At 70.9% G+C, this 14,984-nt stretch carries 16 protein-coding genes and 1 riboswitch; of the genes, 8 read left to right on the top strand and 8 right to left on the bottom strand.

Annotation, left to right across the window (positions count from 1 at the left end; genetic code table 11):
- Window positions 1–34: 34 nt before the first annotated feature.
- A complete protein-coding gene (locus tag ACWEKR_RS04015; protein ID WP_452353188.1) occupies window positions 35–163 on the bottom strand; it encodes a hypothetical protein in 129 nt (42 codons plus the stop codon).
- Between the two features lie 33 nt (window positions 164–196).
- Between ACWEKR_RS04015 and ACWEKR_RS04020 the strand changes: the two genes are divergently transcribed.
- The 6 genes from ACWEKR_RS04020 (at window position 197) to ACWEKR_RS04045 (ending at window position 4,598) form a co-directional block, all read left to right on the top strand.
- Window positions 197–370 carry a hypothetical protein gene (locus ACWEKR_RS04020; RefSeq protein ID WP_452353189.1) on the top strand — a complete coding sequence of 58 codons (174 nt, stop codon included), beginning with the start codon at window positions 197–199 and terminating at the stop codon, window positions 368–370.
- 84 nt (window positions 371–454) lie between these two features.
- A complete protein-coding gene (locus ACWEKR_RS04025) occupies window positions 455–1,147 on the top strand; it encodes a response regulator (RefSeq protein ID WP_452353190.1) in 693 nt (230 codons plus the stop codon).
- Window positions 1,144–2,199, top strand: coding sequence for a HAMP domain-containing sensor histidine kinase (locus tag ACWEKR_RS04030; protein WP_452353191.1), 1,056 nt, complete (start codon window positions 1,144–1,146; stop codon window positions 2,197–2,199). Before ACWEKR_RS04025 ends, ACWEKR_RS04030 begins: the two co-directional genes overlap by 4 nt.
- A 606-nt stretch (window positions 2,200–2,805) precedes the next feature.
- Window positions 2,806–3,969: a DUF4153 domain-containing protein gene (locus ACWEKR_RS04035; protein WP_452353192.1), complete on the top strand. Its 1,164-nt coding sequence runs from the start codon at window positions 2,806–2,808 to the stop codon at window positions 3,967–3,969.
- Between the two features lie 34 nt (window positions 3,970–4,003).
- Window positions 4,004–4,282 (top strand): hypothetical protein, encoded by a 279-nt coding sequence (locus tag ACWEKR_RS04040; RefSeq protein WP_452353193.1) that lies wholly within the window; start codon window positions 4,004–4,006, stop codon window positions 4,280–4,282.
- Window positions 4,275–4,598 carry a ribbon-helix-helix domain-containing protein gene (locus ACWEKR_RS04045; RefSeq protein ID WP_063022683.1) on the top strand — a complete coding sequence of 108 codons (324 nt, stop codon included), beginning with the start codon at window positions 4,275–4,277 and terminating at the stop codon, window positions 4,596–4,598. Before ACWEKR_RS04040 ends, ACWEKR_RS04045 begins: the two co-directional genes overlap by 8 nt.
- Before the next feature lie 7 nt (window positions 4,599–4,605).
- Here the strand turns inward: ACWEKR_RS04045 and ACWEKR_RS04050 are convergent, their stop codons facing one another.
- The 5 genes from ACWEKR_RS04050 to ACWEKR_RS04070 all read right to left on the bottom strand — a co-directional run bounded on the left by ACWEKR_RS04050 (window position 4,606) and on the right by ACWEKR_RS04070 (window position 8,657).
- The gene (locus ACWEKR_RS04050) at window positions 4,606–4,770 is read right to left on the bottom strand and encodes a hypothetical protein (protein WP_452353194.1); all 165 of its coding nucleotides are present in this window, start codon (window positions 4,768–4,770) and stop codon (window positions 4,606–4,608) included.
- A gap of 206 nt (window positions 4,771–4,976) precedes the next feature.
- Window positions 4,977–5,462 (bottom strand): SLOG cluster 4 domain-containing protein, encoded by a 486-nt coding sequence (locus ACWEKR_RS04055; protein ID WP_452353195.1) that lies wholly within the window; start codon window positions 5,460–5,462, stop codon window positions 4,977–4,979.
- A 19-nt stretch (window positions 5,463–5,481) separates the two neighbouring features.
- Window positions 5,482–6,315 (bottom strand): DUF72 domain-containing protein, encoded by an 834-nt coding sequence (locus ACWEKR_RS04060; protein ID WP_452353196.1) that lies wholly within the window; start codon window positions 6,313–6,315, stop codon window positions 5,482–5,484.
- Between the two features lie 21 nt (window positions 6,316–6,336).
- Window positions 6,337–7,701, bottom strand: a complete 1,365-nt coding sequence (locus tag ACWEKR_RS04065) for a purine-cytosine permease family protein (RefSeq protein WP_452353197.1) — start codon at window positions 7,699–7,701, stop codon at window positions 6,337–6,339.
- A riboswitch (TPP riboswitch) is annotated at window positions 7,698–7,813 on the bottom strand. (Overlaps the previous gene by 4 nt.)
- A gap of 448 nt (window positions 7,814–8,261) precedes the next feature.
- Entirely contained in the window at window positions 8,262–8,657 is a 396-nt protein-coding gene (locus ACWEKR_RS04070; protein WP_195089319.1) for a hypothetical protein, read from the bottom strand.
- A 388-nt stretch (window positions 8,658–9,045) separates the two neighbouring features.
- Here ACWEKR_RS04070 and ACWEKR_RS04075 point away from each other — a divergent pair, with 388 nt between their 5' ends.
- The gene (locus ACWEKR_RS04075) at window positions 9,046–10,302 is read left to right on the top strand and encodes a cytochrome P450 (protein WP_452353198.1); all 1,257 of its coding nucleotides are present in this window, start codon (window positions 9,046–9,048) and stop codon (window positions 10,300–10,302) included.
- A gap of 12 nt (window positions 10,303–10,314) precedes the next feature.
- Here ACWEKR_RS04075 and ACWEKR_RS04080 read toward each other — a convergent pair whose 3' ends face one another.
- The gene (locus ACWEKR_RS04080) at window positions 10,315–11,517 is read right to left on the bottom strand and encodes a styrene monooxygenase/indole monooxygenase family protein (protein WP_452353199.1); all 1,203 of its coding nucleotides are present in this window, start codon (window positions 11,515–11,517) and stop codon (window positions 10,315–10,317) included.
- A gap of 181 nt (window positions 11,518–11,698) precedes the next feature.
- Here ACWEKR_RS04080 and ACWEKR_RS04085 point away from each other — a divergent pair, with 181 nt between their 5' ends.
- Window positions 11,699–14,185 carry a helix-turn-helix transcriptional regulator gene (locus ACWEKR_RS04085; protein ID WP_452353200.1) on the top strand — a complete coding sequence of 829 codons (2,487 nt, stop codon included), beginning with the start codon at window positions 11,699–11,701 and terminating at the stop codon, window positions 14,183–14,185.
- Window positions 14,186–14,297: 112 nt separating this feature from the next.
- On the opposite strand, the gene ACWEKR_RS04090 is transcribed toward ACWEKR_RS04085, so the two are convergent.
- On the bottom strand, window positions 14,298–14,975 hold the full coding sequence (locus ACWEKR_RS04090; RefSeq protein WP_452353201.1) for a class I SAM-dependent methyltransferase: 678 nt from the start codon (window positions 14,973–14,975) through the stop codon (window positions 14,298–14,300).
- Between the last annotated feature and the right edge of the window lie 9 nt (window positions 14,976–14,984).

Consider the following 14,984-nt stretch of genomic DNA (forward strand, 5'->3'; position numbering starts at 1 on the left):
CGGGCCGGGGTTGCCGCCCGGCCCGGCCGGGTGCTCAGGCGCGCGCGGCCGCGGCCGCGGGCTCGGGTGCGGCCGCGCCGACCGGGGGCGCGGCGGGCTTGCGGACCGGAATGGCGAGCACGACCAGCACGGCGAGGGCCGAGACGCCGCACGCGATCAGCAATCCGGTACGGAAACCCGCCTCGGTGGGGATGATGTGCCCGCGGAGGGAGGGCGCCGGCTCGACGCCGAACGCGCCTACAACGTCCGCGCCCTGGAAGGCGTGCTGGCGCAGTGGTCGGCCGAGGACGTCACCGCCTTCGCCGGATTCCTGAAGCGGTTCGACACCGACATCGAACGCATCGACAAGCGTCCGTGGCCCCGGCCGTGAACCTCCGCCCACCCGCGCGGATGCACACGGAATCTCCACAATCGACGCCGGATTCCTCCACAACCGGTGGCTAGGGTTCGGTGCATGGAACACAGCGCACCGCAGGCCGCACGGCGGATCCTGGTGGTGGACGACGAGATGACCATCGCCGAATCCGTCGCGGCGCGCCTGCGAGCGGAGGGGTTCATCGTCGACCTGGCGCACGACGGCCCGTCGGCCGTCACCGCAGCCGAGGCCGCCGACCCCGACTTGGTGGTGCTCGACGTCATGCTGCCCGGGTTCGACGGGCTGGAGGTGTGCCGTCGGATTCAAGCGCGCCGGCCGGTGCCCGTGCTCATGCTCACCGCGCGTGCCGACGAGACCGACCAGCTCGTCGGCCTGGGCGTCGGCGCGGACGACTATCTCACCAAACCGTTCTCGCTGCGCGTGCTCGCCGCCCGGGTACACGCGCTGCTGCGCCGGATGGACCGGGCGGCCGACCGCGAAGGCGCGACGATCCTGGTCGGCGACCTGCGCATCGACGTCGACCAGCGGCGGGTCTGGCGCGCGGACGTCGAGGCGCTGCTCACGCCACTGGAATTCGATCTGCTGGCCCGGCTGGCCCGTCGCCCGCGCACGGTGCTGGCGCGCGAGCGGTTGCTCGAAGACGTCTGGGACTGGTCCGACGCCGCCGGTACCCGCGCGGTGGACAGCCACATCAAGGCGCTGCGCCGCAAACTCGGCGCCGACCTCATCCGCACCGTTCGCGGCGTCGGATACGCGTTGGAGGCGCGATGAACGCCGGTCCCGGCGCCGCCGGGTGGCCTCGGTTGCGGCGAGCGGGCGACCGGATCGCCGAGCTGTTGCCGCGGCCACTGGACCCGGTGAAGTCGATCAAGCTGAAGCTCGCCGTCCTCATGTTGTGTTCCGGCGGTGTCGCGTTCGGATTCTTCCGATTCAAGATCGGCTGGCTGCCGCCGCGCACCACGATCACCGCGGTGGTGATCGCGTTGATCACCTCGCAGTTCCTCGCCCACGGCATCACCAGGCCGCTGCGGGAGATGACCGCGGCCGCGAAGCGGATGGCCCACGGCGACTACACCCTGCGGGTGCGCGCGAGCTCGCGCGACGAAGTCGGGCAACTGGCCGAGGCGTTCAACCAGATGGCCGCCGACCTGGCGGCGGCCGATCAGCAACGCCGTGACCTCATCGCCAACGTCTCGCACGAATTGCGCACGCCCATCACCGCTTTGAACGCGGTGCTGGAGAACCTGGTCGACGGCGTCTCCGAACCGGACCCCGCCACCCTGCGCACCGCGCTGGCCCAGACCGAGCGGCTCGCTCTGCTGGTCTCCGAACTGCTCGACCTGTCCAGCATCGAAGCGGGCGCCCTGCGGCTCGATCGCGAGCAGGTGCCGATCGCGCCGTTGCTGGCCGACGTCGTCGCCGAAGCGGAGGTGATGACCGCCGCGCTCGGACGCGGCGTGCGCTTCCGCACCGACGTGCTGCCCGGCACCGCCCGCGTGTTCGCCGACCGCGCGCGCCTGCACCAAGTGCTGCTCAATCTGCTCGACAACGCCGCGCGCCACGGGCCCGCGGGCGGAGAAGTCCGCCTGGCGGTGCGGGCGTCGCAGGGCGAAGTCGTGATCGATGTGGAGGACGACGGCCCCGGCATCCCCCTCGCCGAACGCGCCCGCGTGTTCGACCGGTTCACCAGAGGCGGTCGTACGGCGGGCGGTGGCACCGGGCTCGGCCTCGCCATCTCCCGCTGGGTGGTCGACCTGCACGGCGGCACCATCGCCGTCGCCGATCCTGGCTCCCGCATCCGGGTGGTTCTGCCCGGCCGCTGACCTGCCACACCACCGACCCGGACCGCCCGAGCGGAGCCGGGGTGATTCCGCACGCCTATCGAAAGAGTGAAACCATGCCTCCAGAACCCGAATCCGCCTCGAAGGCCGCCCCGGCGCCCACGGGGGAGGCCGAGGAAATCGGCCGTGCCCCGCGCGGTGAATACGAGAAATTCGCCACGGATTCCAGCGACGGAACTGCTCCGCCATCGGTATGGGCGCCACCTGGACGGTCGGGGACAGCGGTGGCCGAAGCGCCTGTGCAGACCGCTGTTCCGCCGGTGACCGGGCCGGTGTTCGTTCCCCGTCCGCCGAAGTGGCGCCGGGTGGCCCGCCCGCCCGGCGTGGCGCTCGCCGCATTCGTCTCCGGGCTGGCCGCCGCCGTCCTGATCCACTGGGACCGGCCGGGCATCGGCTGGCTCCTGGCGGCCTGCGTCGCGGCGACGTCGGTCTTCCTCGTCGACCGCAATGCCCGCAAGCGTGTGGCGGTCACGACGAAAGAAGGTGGGGATCAGGCGACATCGATGCCCGGACAGCAGGCGGACACCGGTTCCCCGCGCTGGAAGCGATACGGGGGGGCGGCCGTGGTGGGCAGCGCTGACACTGGCTTTGCTCGCGGTAGGGGCTGTTCGCGCGGCGGGGTGGCTGTTCGCCCTGTGCGTGGTCGCGGCCTGCGTCGCCGCTTCGCCGGCGGTTGTCGGACGCCGCACGGTCAACGGCATCCTCTACGACACCCTCGCGGTCTGGTTGGAGACGGCCGCGGCCGTGCCGTGGGCGTACGCGGGCATCGCCCGGCCGCGCGGCGGGAACGCGACCCGGGCGTGGCGGCTCGGACTGTCGGTGGCGGTGACCGTCGCGCTGCTCGCGGTGTTCGTGCCACTGCTGGGCAGTGCCGACGCGATGTTCGCCGCGTTGCTCGAGACCGTGACCCCGGATGTGGACGTGCCGACGGTGCTGCGCTGGGCCGCACTGTTCGCGGTGGGCTGTCTCGGCGCGCTCGGCGCGCTGTTCGTGCTCGCGGGCCCGCCGCCGCCCGCCACCGCGGCGGCGGGTGGACGGACATTGCGCCGGACGGAATGGGCGCTACCGGTCGGTGCGCTCGCGATCCTGTTCGCGGCATTCGTCGCGACCCAGTTCGTGGTGCTCTTCGGCGGTGACGACTACGTCAAGGAGACGTCGGGCCTGACCTACGCCGAGTACGCGCGCAGCGGATTCTGGCAGCTGTCGGCCGTCACCGTGCTGACCCTCGCGGTGCTGATGGTGGTGCTGCGCTGGGCGGCTCAGGACACCGTCGCCGACCGGTGGTGGTTGCGCGGGCTGCTCACGGCGGTGAGCGTGCTCGCGCTGGTCATCGTCGCCTCGGCACTCGGCCGGATGTGGACCTACCAGCAGGCCTACGGCTTCACGGTGCTGCGCCTGCTCGTGGAAGCCTGCGAACTGTGGCTCGGTTCGGTCTACCTGCTGGTCTCGGTGGCCGTCCTGCGGCTGCGCCGGGCGTGGCTGCCCCGCGCTGTGCTGGGTACCGCCATGGTGACGCTGCTGGCGCTGGCCGTTCTCGATCCGGAGCGCCTGATCGCGCGGGAGAACATCGATCGCTGGCAGCGCGGTAAAGCGCTGGACCTCGACTACCTGGGCACCCTCTCGCCGGACATCCTGCCCGCGACCGATCGGCTCCCCGAGCCGCTGCGCGCGGACCTGCGCAGCCGGCTGCGCGCCGGCCTCGAGGAGGACTCCTGGCAGAGCTGGAATCTGTCCCGCGCCCGAGCGCGGTGAGCGTCCGGGCAATACACTTGTATTATCCCTGATCGTGGGTTATAACTGGCCTGAGTGGGCACTGTTGTCGCTGGCGGGGATCGACCCGCGTGAAGTGCTGCAGGTGCTCATGGGCGCCCGCCGATGGCCTCGGCAGGCGCGTGGCCGGAACGAGCTCGCGGTCCTGACGGTGTGGGGCCGGACCGAGGCGGGCCGGCCGCTCATCGTCGCTGTCCGCCGCGCCGAAGGCTGGCAGTGGGACATCCTGGGCGCGGTCGAGATGACCGAGGCTCAGGTGGTCGAACTCGAGCGTTGGGAGCACGCCGATGACTGACTATCCGACGAACCCGGAGGCCGTCCGGGACTTCCTGTCCGGTTTGGAGTACACCGACGCACCCGTCGCCCCGGCCGAGCTGCCTCCGCCGCTGCGGGCCGAGGACACGGTCACCGTCACCACGTCGCTGCGTATCCCGCTGGAGTTGCACCAGCGGGTCAAGAAGGCCGCCGAGCAGCGCGGCGTCACCATGTCGGCGCTCATTCGCGACTGGATCGAACTGGAGCTGGCCGCCCTGGAGAACGACCAGCCGATCTCACGCGCCGACGCCCTGCGGGCGCTGGCCGCCCTGCATCCCTTGCGGCAGTCGGCTTAGCCTGCCGTCAGCGGTCGTCGCCGGTGAGTATGTCGTCGAGCCGGGCGGCGAACCCGTCGGGTGCGATGTGGTCACCGGGGAACTCGACGAGTTCGAGGCCGAGTTCCTTCGCGAGCGCGGCGTTCGGGAAGCCGGGGAAGGTGCCGCGCGATCCACGACCGGGGCAGAGCACGAGCGGTACTGCTGGATCCTGCCTACCATGGCGACGGCTTCCGGCGGCAACCGCTCGGCCGGCGGCGCCGCGACCCGCAGGCCGATTCCCTCGGCGCATTCCGCCATGGCCGCGGGCATGCCCTCGGTCTTGCTCCGCTCGTGGACGCCGTTTAGGCAGACGTGTCGAATTCGCATGCGAGGCAATGATTCGGGCGTTGAACGACTTCAAAGCGGTTCGGCTGTGATCCCGTTCAGCGCCCGGCGTACCGCGTCTGCCGGGTCGGCCGCGATCACCGTCGCCGCCACCGGATGTCCCTGCGCGTCGCGAATGTCCCAACCACCGAGCGACACCACCGGAATACCGCCGCGCCGCCGCGCGAGAGCGACCTCCGACAGTGTTCCCCATGAGCCGCCGACGACGATCACCGCGTCCGCCGACTCGACGAGGATCGCGTTGCGCGCCTCACCCATATTCGTGAACAGCACCGCCGACAGCCCGGGACACACCGCGCCGCGGTCGGTGTCCGGACGCACGCCGATCACGAGCCCGCCGGCCTCGGCGGTTCCGGCGGCGACCGCCGCCATCACCCCGGAACCGCCGCCGCAGAGCACGGTCACTCCCGCGCGCGCCAAGAGTCCGCCCACCGCGTGCGCCCATTCCGATTCCTGCCGCGTGCACTCCCTCGGCCCGCAGACCGCGACCTGCCGCACCGCCGCCACCTTTCTGTCCTCATGTCGCGGTCCGTGGTGTCACGGCCGGCGCCAAGCGTTCGCGCAACGCCATCGCATCGCGCGGCGCCCGCACCTTCGCGTCGTTGTCGAAATAGGTGTAGACGTCGCATGACCCGGCCCACGAGCGGATCTTCTCCGCCCACATGTCCAGGCCCTCGTCGGTGTATCCGCTGACGTAGAGCTCGTCGTGGCCGTGCAACCGGATGTAGACGAAATCGGCGGTGACCTCTTCCAGCAGGGGATACTTGCCCGCGGCGTCGGCGACGACGAGTGCCACGCCGTGGCGGGCGAGTAGTTCGGTGAACGCCGGGGTCACGAAACTGTCGTGCCGGATCTCCAGCGCATGCCGCATCGGCCGATCGGCGTCGGTGCTCGTGTGCGCGGGGTCGACGCGGTGATCGTGCCGCCGCGCGATCTCGGCGGCCTGCCCGGTGCTGCGCGGCAGCCGGGACAAGAAGGCGTCCAGCACGTCGGCGTCGAAGCGGAAGGTCGGCGGCAGTTGCCAGAGGATCGGCCCCAGCTTGGGCCCGAGCGCCAGCGGGCCGGACGCCAGGAAGTTGGCCAGCAGTTCGTCACCGTCGCGAAGCCGCTTCATGTGGGTAATGAAGCGGCTGCCTTTCACCGCGAACAGGAAGTCGTCCGGCGTCTGCTCCGCCCACCGCTGGTAGCTGGACGGACGCTGCAACGCATAGAACGAGCCGTTGATCTCGACGCTGTCGAGTCGCTCCGACAGGTAGGCCAGCTCGCGCTTGTGCGCCAAGCCCTGGGGGTAGAACGTCCCGCGCCAGGGCGGGTAGACCCATCCCGATGTCCCGATCCTGATCCGGCCCATTCCTCCATGGTGGCAAATCGACTACGCGGATGGGGGCTTCGCCGCCACCTTCCCGATCAGCCATGCCACCACCAGCGCTGCCAGGAACGACAGCAGCGACGCGCTCATCCACGCCTGCGGGGTGAAGTGCAGAGCCTGCCGCGCGTGCTCCCAGAACTCGGTCCACACCCCGGCGTCACCCGGGTTGATCAGTTGATACACCGCGAATCCGGTCAGCCAGGCGGACACCATTCCCCATCGCGCAGGCGCGTCGGGCGCGGTGTTCCACGCCCGGTGGGCACGCAGGAAGAAATCGGCAACCAAGACGCCGAGCAAGGGGACGAACACCGAACCGATCAGCCCGAGGAAGCCGAAGTAGTTCGCCATGTCCAACCGCAGCGCCAGAATCGTGATCAGGGCCCCGAGGCCGATCGAGAGCACCCGGCGGTCGACGCGCGGCGCGAGATTCTGGATCGACACGGCGGTGGAGTACACATTCGCGAATGATTGGTCCGCCTCCCGCACCACGAAGACGAAGAAGAACACCGCCCCGAGGCTCACTTGCAAAAACGGTGCGTACGGTCCGCCGTCGCCGGCCGCGAGCGCCAGCGCGAACAGACCGAGGACGTAGGCGACGATCTGGGTGAGCGCGTAAGCGCCCGCGGCCGCGCCGAACGCCGAGCGGCCGGTGCGGGCATGCCGGGTGTAGTCGGCGGCGACCGGCACCCACGAGATGGAGACCGCCAAGGCGGCGTCGGTGGCGATCCAGAAGAGGTTCCAATCGACGCCGAACGGCCCGCTTCCCTGGGGTCCCGGGTTCGCGCGCAGATCCGGCAGACCGGCGCGGAAGAACTGCGCGTAGAACCAGACCAGCGCGAGCACGACGCCGGCGGTCACGAACCTGCGCAGCAACCGGACCGAGCCGAGCGGCCAGATCGTGAGCACTGTCGTGAGCACGCCCGCGACCACCACGTAGAGCCAGTGCGGGCCGCCGCCGAACAGTTCCTCGGCCGCGTCGCCGATGACGATCAGCTCGAAGGTTCCCCATCCGATCAACTGGGCGATGTTCAGCACGGTGGGCAGGTAACTGAGCTTCGCGCCGAACAACCCGCGCAGCAGGACCATCGCGGGTTGCCCGGTGCGCGCGCCGGTCAGCGCGGCGGCGCCGAGCATCAGTCCGCCCACCAGCGTGCCGAGCACGGTCGCCAGGATTCCGGCCGCGATCGAGATCCGCGCGGCGCCCTCGGCGTTCGGCGCGAGCACCGTGTACGCGCCGGAGAACGCGATGAGGCTGACGCCGAGATTCGCCCAGAACGCGCTCTGGTCCCAGAACGAGAGCACCTTCGGCGCCGGCTGGTCGAGGGTCAGCGGCGCTTCCTGTGGCGCGCTCGCGCGGGTCGACGACATGACGGAAACGCTCTCCCTACGCCGGCATTACCCGGACAGGTTCATGCGGTCGGCGACGCGTGCGGTTTCGCCCTCTCAGCCCGGCCGTGCCCGAGCTCCCGCGGTGGTGTGATCCCGGCGAATAGTACACCCGCGCCGGTTTCCCGTGACAGGGACGAATCGGACGGGGCGGCGTACGGTGGTGTCCACACCGGAGCTCGCCGTACTCGCGATGGACAGCGCGGAGACCTACCGCACCCTCGCGCTGGTCTCGGCCGCGGGGGCGCGCGGGGTGACGTTCCGGTGGCGCACCGGCGTGCGCGCACTCGAGACCACTGACGGCAGGGTGACGGGTGTCCGCCCCGACGACGATGTGTTGACCGCGTATCGCCCGTCATCCGACCGATTTGCCGCTCGGCACCGGCGATCTCGCGCGCCTGGTCCCGGATCGCGTCGAGCACTGGACCGACAAACGGGTGTGCGCCACCGGGCCGGCCCACTGTCAGTGTTACGAGCGCACCGACCTCGTGAGCGCGGACCCGGGACCTGTTCGGCCACAGTCGTTCCGGCGGCTGCCCGGTTCAGCCCATGAGGAAGGACGCGGCGACCCAGGCCAGCAGAACCAGCACCGCACCGACGAGCGCGCCCGGGAACAACGCGCGCCCCTGCCGGGCCGCCATCCCCGAAAGCAGCACGCCCACGGCGAATCCGACGATCCCGCCACCGACCATGATCCAGACGCCCGCGCTGGTGTCGACCCGGCACTCCGGCTTGGACGCGCAGACGCCGCTCGCCATCAGGAACCACGGCGCGAGGACGGTCGACATCGCGGCCAGCGTCGCGGGCAGGAACCACAACAGCGCGCTGACGAGGAGATCCGCGGTGCGAGGTGGCTCGACCGCGCGGGTTTCGGGCTCGCGCATGGGATAGCCGGAGGGGGTCGTGCCTTGGGACACCTGATTCAGGTAACCGTGCATCGTGTCTCGCTATCGCTTGTCGGTGGAGGTCGACCGGGCCGATGGAAGTTATACACCAGGCGCCTACACCTGGAAGTGCTTGTGCCTCCGGCGATGCGAGCGCGCCGTCGGCTCCGTCGTCGTGCATCGGACCTGCCCGCCCGACCCGCGACCGACATCGAATGCTCAGCGTCGGAGTGGGGTTCGAGCGCGCACACGTCGCCGCATCACCGCAGGCGGGCCGCTACTACCGATGCCCGGAATCTACCTACGCGACCATCCTGTGTGTCGATCCGATGCGCGGTCGAGCCGAGGCGGCGCGGCGGTGCACGGCATGGACCGTACGACGATGGCGTCGCCCCGGCCCGCCCGAGCTCGCCGAAGACGCTTCTACTGTGGGAGTCACGCGTTGACCACGCCCCGAAACCTCGACCAGACGACGAATCAGCCCGGCACCCACCAGGGTTCGCCCATCGAACACCGGGGCGAGCGTGTGTCGCTGTACTCCCCGCAATTCGCGGCCGATCCGCATCGCGCCTACCGGGACATGCGCGCCCGCTACGGCTCGATGGCGCCGGTCGACCTGGCCCCGGGCGTGCCGGCGACGTTGGTGCTGAACTATCACACCGCCGTGCGGATCATGCACGACCCGGAGCACTTTCCCGCGGACCCGCGCACCTGGCAGGCCGACGTCCCCGCCGACTGCCCCGTGCTGCCGGTGCTGGAGTGGCGTCCCAATGCCATGCGCGCCACGGGCGAAGCGCATGCCCGCTACCGCCAGGCCAACACCGCGAGCATCAATGCCGTGGACCTGCACGCCCTGCACGAGACGGTGGAGCGGACGGCCGCGGAGCTGATCAACGCCTTCTGCGCGGCGGGCAGCGCGGATCTGGTGTCGCAGTACGCCCTTCCACTGGCGTTCGAGGTGATCAACGCCATGCTGGGCTGCCCGCCGGAGATCGGCCGGGAGGTCGCCGCCGCGACGGCCGCCGTGTTCGACGGGGTGGACGCCGAGGAGGGCAACCGCAGGCTCGGCGCCGCGCTGCTGCGGCTGATCGAACTGAAGCGCGCCGAGCCGGGCCGGGACATCACCACGCGACTGCTGCGGCATCCGGCGGATCTGGACGACGCGGAGGTGATCCACCAGCTCGTCGTGCTCTACGGCGCGGGCATCGAACCGCTGCAGAACCTGATCGTCAACACCCTGCTGCTGATCCTGACCGACGACCGGTTCGGCGGCGACGTCCTTGGCGGCAGCCTGTCCACCCGCGACGCGCTGGACGAGGTGTTGTTCACCGACCCCCCGATGGCCAATTTCTCGGTCACCTACCCGCGCCAGCCGATCCTGATCGAGAACGTGTGGCTGCCCGCTCACCAACCGGTGGTCATCAGTTTCGCCGCCTGCAACAACGATCCGGCGATCAGCGGCGACAACCACAGCGGCAACCGTTCGCATCTGGCCTGGGGCGCCGGACCGCACGCCTGCCCGGCCCGCGACCCGGCCTACCTCATCGCGCAGGACGCGGTCGACCAGTTGCTGGACGCGCTGCCGGAACTGCGGCCCACCGCGCCGGTGCACGAGTTGGCCTGGCGGCCAGGACCTTTCCATCGGGCCCTGGCCGCGCTGCCGGTCGTCTTCCCCGCGACACCGCCCTGGCAGCCCTGAGCCGGGAAACGGTCAGGACGCCGCTTTCGCCGCAAGCCGGGCCAGGTTCGCCGGTCGCGCGAAGGTATCGGCGAAAGCGTCGGCCAGCGTCGGGTCGTGCTGGGCGGCCAGCATCATCTCCTGCATGGCCGGCGGCGGATCGAGCACCGTCGCCGTCCACCGCGCGGCCGGGTGGGCGACGGCCGTCAGCCACGGCGCGGCGGCCCACTCCATCCACGCGCGGTCGTAGGGGCCGTCCGGGTCGTGCAGGATCGCCTCGCCGTAGCGGAGCGCGCAGTGCACGGCGTTGTTGGCGCCCTGTGCGCCGCCCGGGTCCATCCGGCAGACGACGTCGCCTGCGCCCAGCACCGGCCTGCCCGACGGCAGGACGCCGACCGGACGGCGCATGACCGGAGTCACCGCGCCCACCAGCGTCGCCCCGGCATCGGTCGGCTGGGCGTGCCGGAAGCGTTCGGCCAGTTCGACCGGCAAGTGCGTCTCCAGCAGTCGCCTGGCCTGTGCCCAGCGCTGCGTGGGCGTGCCGTGCTGGTCGAACACGTCCAGCGCGCCGCCGGGCCGCGCCTCGAAAAGCAGCATCTCGCAGCGACGTTCTTGCCCCGGCCGCCCGGTCAGGCCCGGGTAGGAGATCACTTCACCGTGCTCGGGCAGCGTGGTGTAGGAGCCGAGGCCCTCCGGGTCCGGCTCGACACCGTCCAGGTACAGCACCGCGAGCCGCCGCAGCGGCGCGGCGGGCGTCGGCCACGCCGGGTCGGCTTCGAAACAGCCGGCGAGGTCACGTCCGGCGCGGGTCACGACGGTGAGGTCGTAGTCGGCGGCGCTGTGCTCGATATCCGCGACGGAGGGCTCGGCGATGCGCAGATCACCGCCTTCGGCCAGGTACTCGCCGAGCCAGCGGGCGAACACCGTCCGCTGATCCACGCTCTGCGCGGGGCGACTGAGCCGTCCGGCCCAGGTGACCACGGTCGTGCGGTCGACGGCCATGGTGAACCGGATGCCTTCGATATTCGGCGCGATCGAGCGCCAGTAACCCAGGCCCAGATCCGCTTCGAGGTCCTGTGTCGGCGAGAATTTGACCTGAGTGCTGGTCACGGTGCCGGCGAGGACCGCATCGGCGTCCCGGTCGGTCACCAAGGTGACCGGCCGTCCGCCGCGCAGTAGTCGATGGGCGAGGGGTAATCCGCATTCGCCCGCCCCGAGTACGAGTATGTGTCCCACCGTCGTGTCCTTCCGGTTATGTGATCGACTACCGCGCCAGCGCAATGGTCCGCGTATAGGTGGGCGCCGCACATCGGTAGAGACTTGCCGATCTTCTCGGGCGACCCGACTACGCTGCACTGTTGTGTCGGTAGGACGTGCGTCGAGTCCGGGGTCCCCACCCGCGAGCGCCAATGATTTCGTGGGGCGTGAGCGTGAGCTGGAGAAGATCGGGATGGCACTGCTGGGCGGAACCCGCCTGGTCACCCTGATCGGCGCGGGCGGCATCGGCAAGACCCGCCTGGCGACCGAAGCCGTGCACCGGTTCCACAAGGCCCGGCGCGTTCCGGTGCACTGGGTGCGCCTGGCCGTGCTGTCGCGCGGCGCCGACGCGGCGGCGGTCGAGGAACTGCTCGCGCGGTCGCTGATCGACGCCGACTTCTCCGGACGCTCGGCGTGGGAGGCGGTGCTGGACACGCTGCGCCGCCGCGACGCGGTCGGGCGCACGCTGCAGACGATCCTGGTGATGGACAACTGCGAACACGTCCTGGACGGCGCGGGGCGGGTGATCGCCGACCTGCTGGAAGCGGCGCCGGGTCTCACCGTGCTGGCCACCAGCCGGGAGGCGATCGGCTGGGTCGACGAGCAGTTGGTGCCGGTGCCCGCGCTGTCGCGGGACCAGGCGCTGGCCTTGTTCCGCGCCCGCGCCGACTTGATCGGCCACACCGTCGCCGACGACGAGGCCGAGCTGGCGGTGGCGGTCTGCCGCCATGTGCACAACCATCCGCTCTACATCCGGCTGGCCGCCGCGCGGCTGCTGCGTCAGCCGCTGCCGATGATCCTGCGGGATCTCAGCGGTGAGGCGAGCGACCGGCGGTTGCGCTGGTCGCACGGCCCCCGGGTCGGCGCGGACGCGCGGCACCAGGGCATTCGCGACGTCATCGCCTGGTCCTACGACCTGTGCCGGGACAAGGAGCGGCTGCTGTTCGACCGGCTGTCGGTGTTCGCGGCAGGCTACGACATCGATCACGAGAACGCCGACCCGGCCGAGGCGGACGTCGGCGCGGAGCTGGAGGCGATCGAAGCGGTCTGCGCGGACGACGAGCCGGGCGGCCTGGCCCGCGCCGAGATCGAGGGTCTGCTCGAGCGGCTGGCGGACCAATCGCTGGTCTCGGTGCATCTGACCGCGACCACGGTGCGGTATTCGCTGCTGGAGAGCGTCCGCTTGTTCGCGCAGCAGCGGCTGGCCGAACGCGATGGCGAACGGGACCGGTTGGTGCGGCGGCACCGCCGCTACTACCGCGACAAGGTGCTGGCGGCGGCAACCGGATGGTTCGGCCCGGACGAACAGGAACTGCTGGATTGGGCCCGCGCGGCGTGGGACAACCTGCTGGGTGCCATGGCCGGTAGCCTCGCCACGCCGGAGGAGGCCGCCGTCGGACTGGAGATCGCCGCCGGGCTGATCGCGTTGCGCAGCCCGTTTCTCAGCGGCTCGCTGCGCGAGTCGCGCCGCTGGGCCGAGCGTACGCTGGCCGCCACCCGGACTCTGGACCCGCAGCCGGTGCCGCTGCAGGTTACGGCGATGTCGCTGATCGCATGGATCAGCCTGTGCCAAGGCCTGCACCACGACACGGATCGGATGCTCGACGAGTGCGTCGCGCTGTGCGTGCCCGACCTCGCCGCCCGGACAGGCTGGCGCGAGCACGACCGTGATCTCGGTTTGCCCGCCCCGGTCGAATTCGCCAGAGGCGCCGAGTTGATGCTGGTGCCTCGCGATGTGCGCGCGCTCGCCGTGCTGGCCCGCGCGCGCGAGAAGTTCTCCGCCGCAGGGGATCCCGGGGGAGCCGCGATGAGCGAACTCTTCGAAGCGATGACGGCCGCGTTGCTCGGCGAATCGGCGCAGGCCTTGGAGATCTCCCGACGGCATCTGGAGCACGCCGAGCGCTCTGGCGCGCGATGGGCGACATCCTGGGCCGAACTGGCTCGGGCGATGGCACTGACCAAGCACGGCGACCCGCAGCAAGCGCTCGCCGTGACGCATGCGGCGCTGACCACCCAGCTCGCGATGCGCGATCAGTGGGGCGTGGTATGGGCCGTCCACATTCGTGCGTGGGCGCTGTCGCGGATGATCCGCGACACCGAGGGCGAACGTTCCGGCGCGGTGACGGAGTGGGCGCGCGAAGTCGCGCGCCTGCTCGGTGGCGGCGCCACGCTACGCGAGCGAATCGGTGTCGACATCGCCAATCTCGGCCCGTTCGCCGTCGAGACCGACATCGCCGCTGACACCGCCCGCGCGGTCTTGGGCGACACCGCCTTCGCGGAGGCGGAGCGGGAAGGCGCACTGCTGCGTTCCGAACTCGGCGAGGTGGCGCAGCTGGCGCTGGGCAACCTGTCGCTGGACCGGCTACCCGTCGAGCATCCGGTCCGGCGCCACCGGCCCTCGCATTGGGAGGACTTGTCGGCGGCCGAACAGGACGTGGCCGTGCTGGCGGCGGCGGGCTGGACCAACACGGCCATCGCCGCCCGGCGCGGCAGCTCCTACAAGACCGTCGACGCCCAGATGGCTTCCATCCTGCAGAAACTGATGATCGGCTCGCGCGAGGACATTCGCGCCCTCGTGCCCGCCGATCGGCAGGACCAGGTTATGGAGGAGGCCGCGCGCAAACCGCTGCGCGCCCGGCGCTCGTGAGCGCCCACCCCGCCGGTGCGCATCCGGTCGTCCCCGCTGCCGGGCCGGGCGGCGTCTCGGCCGTGCCGCCGCCCGGCCCGCTACCGGCCGGATTCGCCGAGGCGGCCGGTGCTCACTCCGCCCGTTTGCGCGCGGTGATCTGAATCCCCGGCTCGCCGGGGATGCGGCGCACCGTCGCGTCGGTGACCGGGAGATCGGCCACCAGGTCGCGGCCGTCCTCCAGATCGATGCCGTAGCCGGCGATGTAGGTGCGGAAGAACGGCAGGCACGCCCGCGCCATCGGCTGCGGCAGCTTCCACCGGTCGACGAAGGCGCGCGCGTCCTCGAAGGTGCAGCCGCGATCGGCTTCGATCACCAGCAACAGGCCGCCGGGCCGCAAGACGCGGAGCATCTCCGCGAGGCCCTTGCGCTGATTCGGCCAGTGCTTGATCGAACCCGAGCTGATCACCGCGTCGAAGGCGCCGTCGGAGAACGGCAGGTCCATCGCCGACCCTTCCCGGAACTGGATGCGGCTGCCCAGCGCCGCACCGCGTTTGCGCGCCCTGCGCACCTGTTGGGGGGAGAGGTCGATGCCGGTCAGCCGCAGCGAGGTCCCGGTGGTGGCCAGGCCGACCGCGAGTTGCCCACCGCCGCAACCGACGTCGAGCACCTGCGCACCGTCGTCGAGCTGGGCGACGATGTCGTCGAACAGGGTCGGGGTCATCTCGCGCACCGCGTCGGAGATGAAGTTGTCGTAGAACCACGAGTCGATCGGGTTGTAGCGCTTGGTCTTGTCCAGCAGGACGGTCATGGCGTGCTC

This window comes from Nocardia sp. NPDC004573 (genome assembly GCF_053602135.1).

Bases quoted from the DNA above. Each gene is read 5' to 3' on its own strand.
- ACWEKR_RS04025 (WP_452353190.1), top strand. From the start codon at position 455: ATGGAACACAGCGCACCGCAGGCCGCACGGCGGATCCTGGTGGTGGAC.
- ACWEKR_RS04030 (WP_452353191.1), top strand. From the start codon at position 1,144: ATGAACGCCGGTCCCGGCGCCGCCGGGTGGCCTCGGTTGCGGCGAGCG.
- ACWEKR_RS04070 (WP_195089319.1), bottom strand. From the start codon at position 8,657: ATGCACGGTTACCTGAATCAGGTGTCCCAAGGCACGACCCCCTCCGGC.
- ACWEKR_RS04090 (WP_452353201.1), bottom strand. From the start codon at position 14,975: ATGACCGTCCTGCTGGACAAGACCAAGCGCTACAACCCGATCGACTCG.
- ACWEKR_RS04045 (WP_063022683.1), top strand. From the start codon at position 4,275: ATGACTGACTATCCGACGAACCCGGAGGCCGTCCGGGACTTCCTGTCC.
- ACWEKR_RS04060 (WP_452353196.1), bottom strand. From the start codon at position 6,315: ATGGGCCGGATCAGGATCGGGACATCGGGATGGGTCTACCCGCCCTGG.
- ACWEKR_RS04065 (WP_452353197.1), bottom strand. From the start codon at position 7,701: ATGTCGTCGACCCGCGCGAGCGCGCCACAGGAAGCGCCGCTGACCCTC.